Raw genomic sequence first — 1,348 nt, 5'->3', positions numbered from 1 at the left:
GATCTCGGCCTGATCGCGAACAGCGAGACCAGGCCGAGATCCTTGGTTTCGAGCGCCATCTCGACGCTTGGGCCGAAGCGCGACGGATAGATCTGCACATCGCGCACCTTCCAGTCGCCGGGCAGCGACGGCATGACGATCGCGGTCGCGGCGCGGATCTCGCCTGGATTGTAGTTCGGCGCTTCCCGCTGGGAGGTCATCGCCTCGCGCACCAGCGTCGTCCGGTGCGCCCTCACCGCTTCCTCGACATAGGCGGGCGGCTGGGGGGAGGCGACGACCTTCGTCACCGCGACCGGTCCGAAAATGCCATTCGCCAGCCAGCCGGCCGCGATCAGGATCGCCGCCGCCGCGGCGCGCTGCAGCACCCCGAAGATGCGGTCGCGGCCAAGCCCGCGCTCCAGCCGTCGTGCCGCCTCGGTCGTTGCCGGCCGCGCCATTCCCTTGGCGGCGAGCGCCACACGCAGCTCGTCGCGCGTCCTGAGATCGGACATCACGCGCGCGGCGGCTTCCGGTCGGGTGGACAGGAACGCCTCGACCTCGATACGGCGGGCCACCTCCAGCTGGTCGTCGACATAGGCATCGAGATCAGCATCGGTCACGGGATCGAGCATTGCGTTCATCGCTCACCTCTCACGATCCGGAGATGGTTCCTGCCCGCGGGCGCCGCGTCTTCCATCTCGCGCAGCGCGGCGCGGGCCCGGCCGATGCGCGACATCAGTGTTCCCAGCGGCACGCCGCTGACCTCCGCCGCCTGGGCGTAGCTCAGCCCCTCGATGGCGACGAGATGCAGCGCCGAACGCTGCTCTTCCGGCAGCGATAAAAAGGCCGCCCGCACCTGCGCCAGACGGACGGAGTGGTCCTGTGGCGCTGGGGAGGTGCTGTCGGCAAGATATCCGGCCTGCTCGATGCGCGCGGCTTCCGACCGGCGCGAGCGGACACCGTCGATGAAAGCGTTGTGGACGATCGAGAGCAGCCAGGCGCGCAGGTTGCTGCCGGCGCGAAAGGTGCCGCGCCGCTCATAGGCGCGCACCAGCGCGTCATGCACTAGGTCCTCGGCCTCCGTGGTGTCGCGCGTCAGCGAGCGCGCGTAACGCCTGAGCGAACCCAGCTGTCCGACTATTTCGAAGCGTGGCATCGACCGTTTCATGCCCTGTTTACGGAGCAGGGCAAGGTTTTAATCCCCAACGGCGCATTATTTTGTCCCAGGCAGCAGCCGTTTCATCGCCCCGCGGGCCGCCCTGCCCGCCGTCTTCAGTTTGGCGCGGAGGAAAAGCGCTGGCGAAGCGGGGCCAATTTGCGTATCACTCCGCCGCCATTGGAGCCTTGCGATGTTCGAAACCCTGCAGCC

General features: G+C 68.0%; 2 protein-coding genes. Both read right to left on the bottom strand.

Annotated elements, in window-relative coordinates; genetic code table 11:
* Window positions 1-620, bottom strand: a 620-nt coding sequence (locus tag EN780_RS34300) for an anti-sigma factor (RefSeq protein WP_133372881.1), incomplete at its 3' end; no start/stop codon positions are given.
* The gene (locus tag EN780_RS34295; protein ID WP_187331313.1) at window positions 617-1,135 is read right to left on the bottom strand and encodes a sigma-70 family RNA polymerase sigma factor; all 519 of its coding nucleotides are present in this window, start codon (window positions 1,133-1,135) and stop codon (window positions 617-619) included. The genes EN780_RS34295 and EN780_RS34300, both read right to left, overlap by 4 nt.
* Between the last annotated feature and the right edge of the window lie 213 nt (window positions 1,136-1,348).

The sequence above is a fragment of the Mesorhizobium sp. M4B.F.Ca.ET.089.01.1.1 genome (assembly GCF_004022605.1).
GTDB lineage: Bacteria > Pseudomonadota > Alphaproteobacteria > Rhizobiales > Rhizobiaceae > Mesorhizobium > Mesorhizobium abyssinicae.
This window is presented reverse-complemented; position numbering and strand designations above follow the sequence as displayed.

What these genes read in the sequence shown, in the direction of transcription:
- EN780_RS34295 (WP_187331313.1), bottom strand. Translation starts at nt 1,135, where the DNA reads ATGCCACGCTTCGAAATAGTCGGACAGCTGGGTTCGCTCAGGCGTTAC.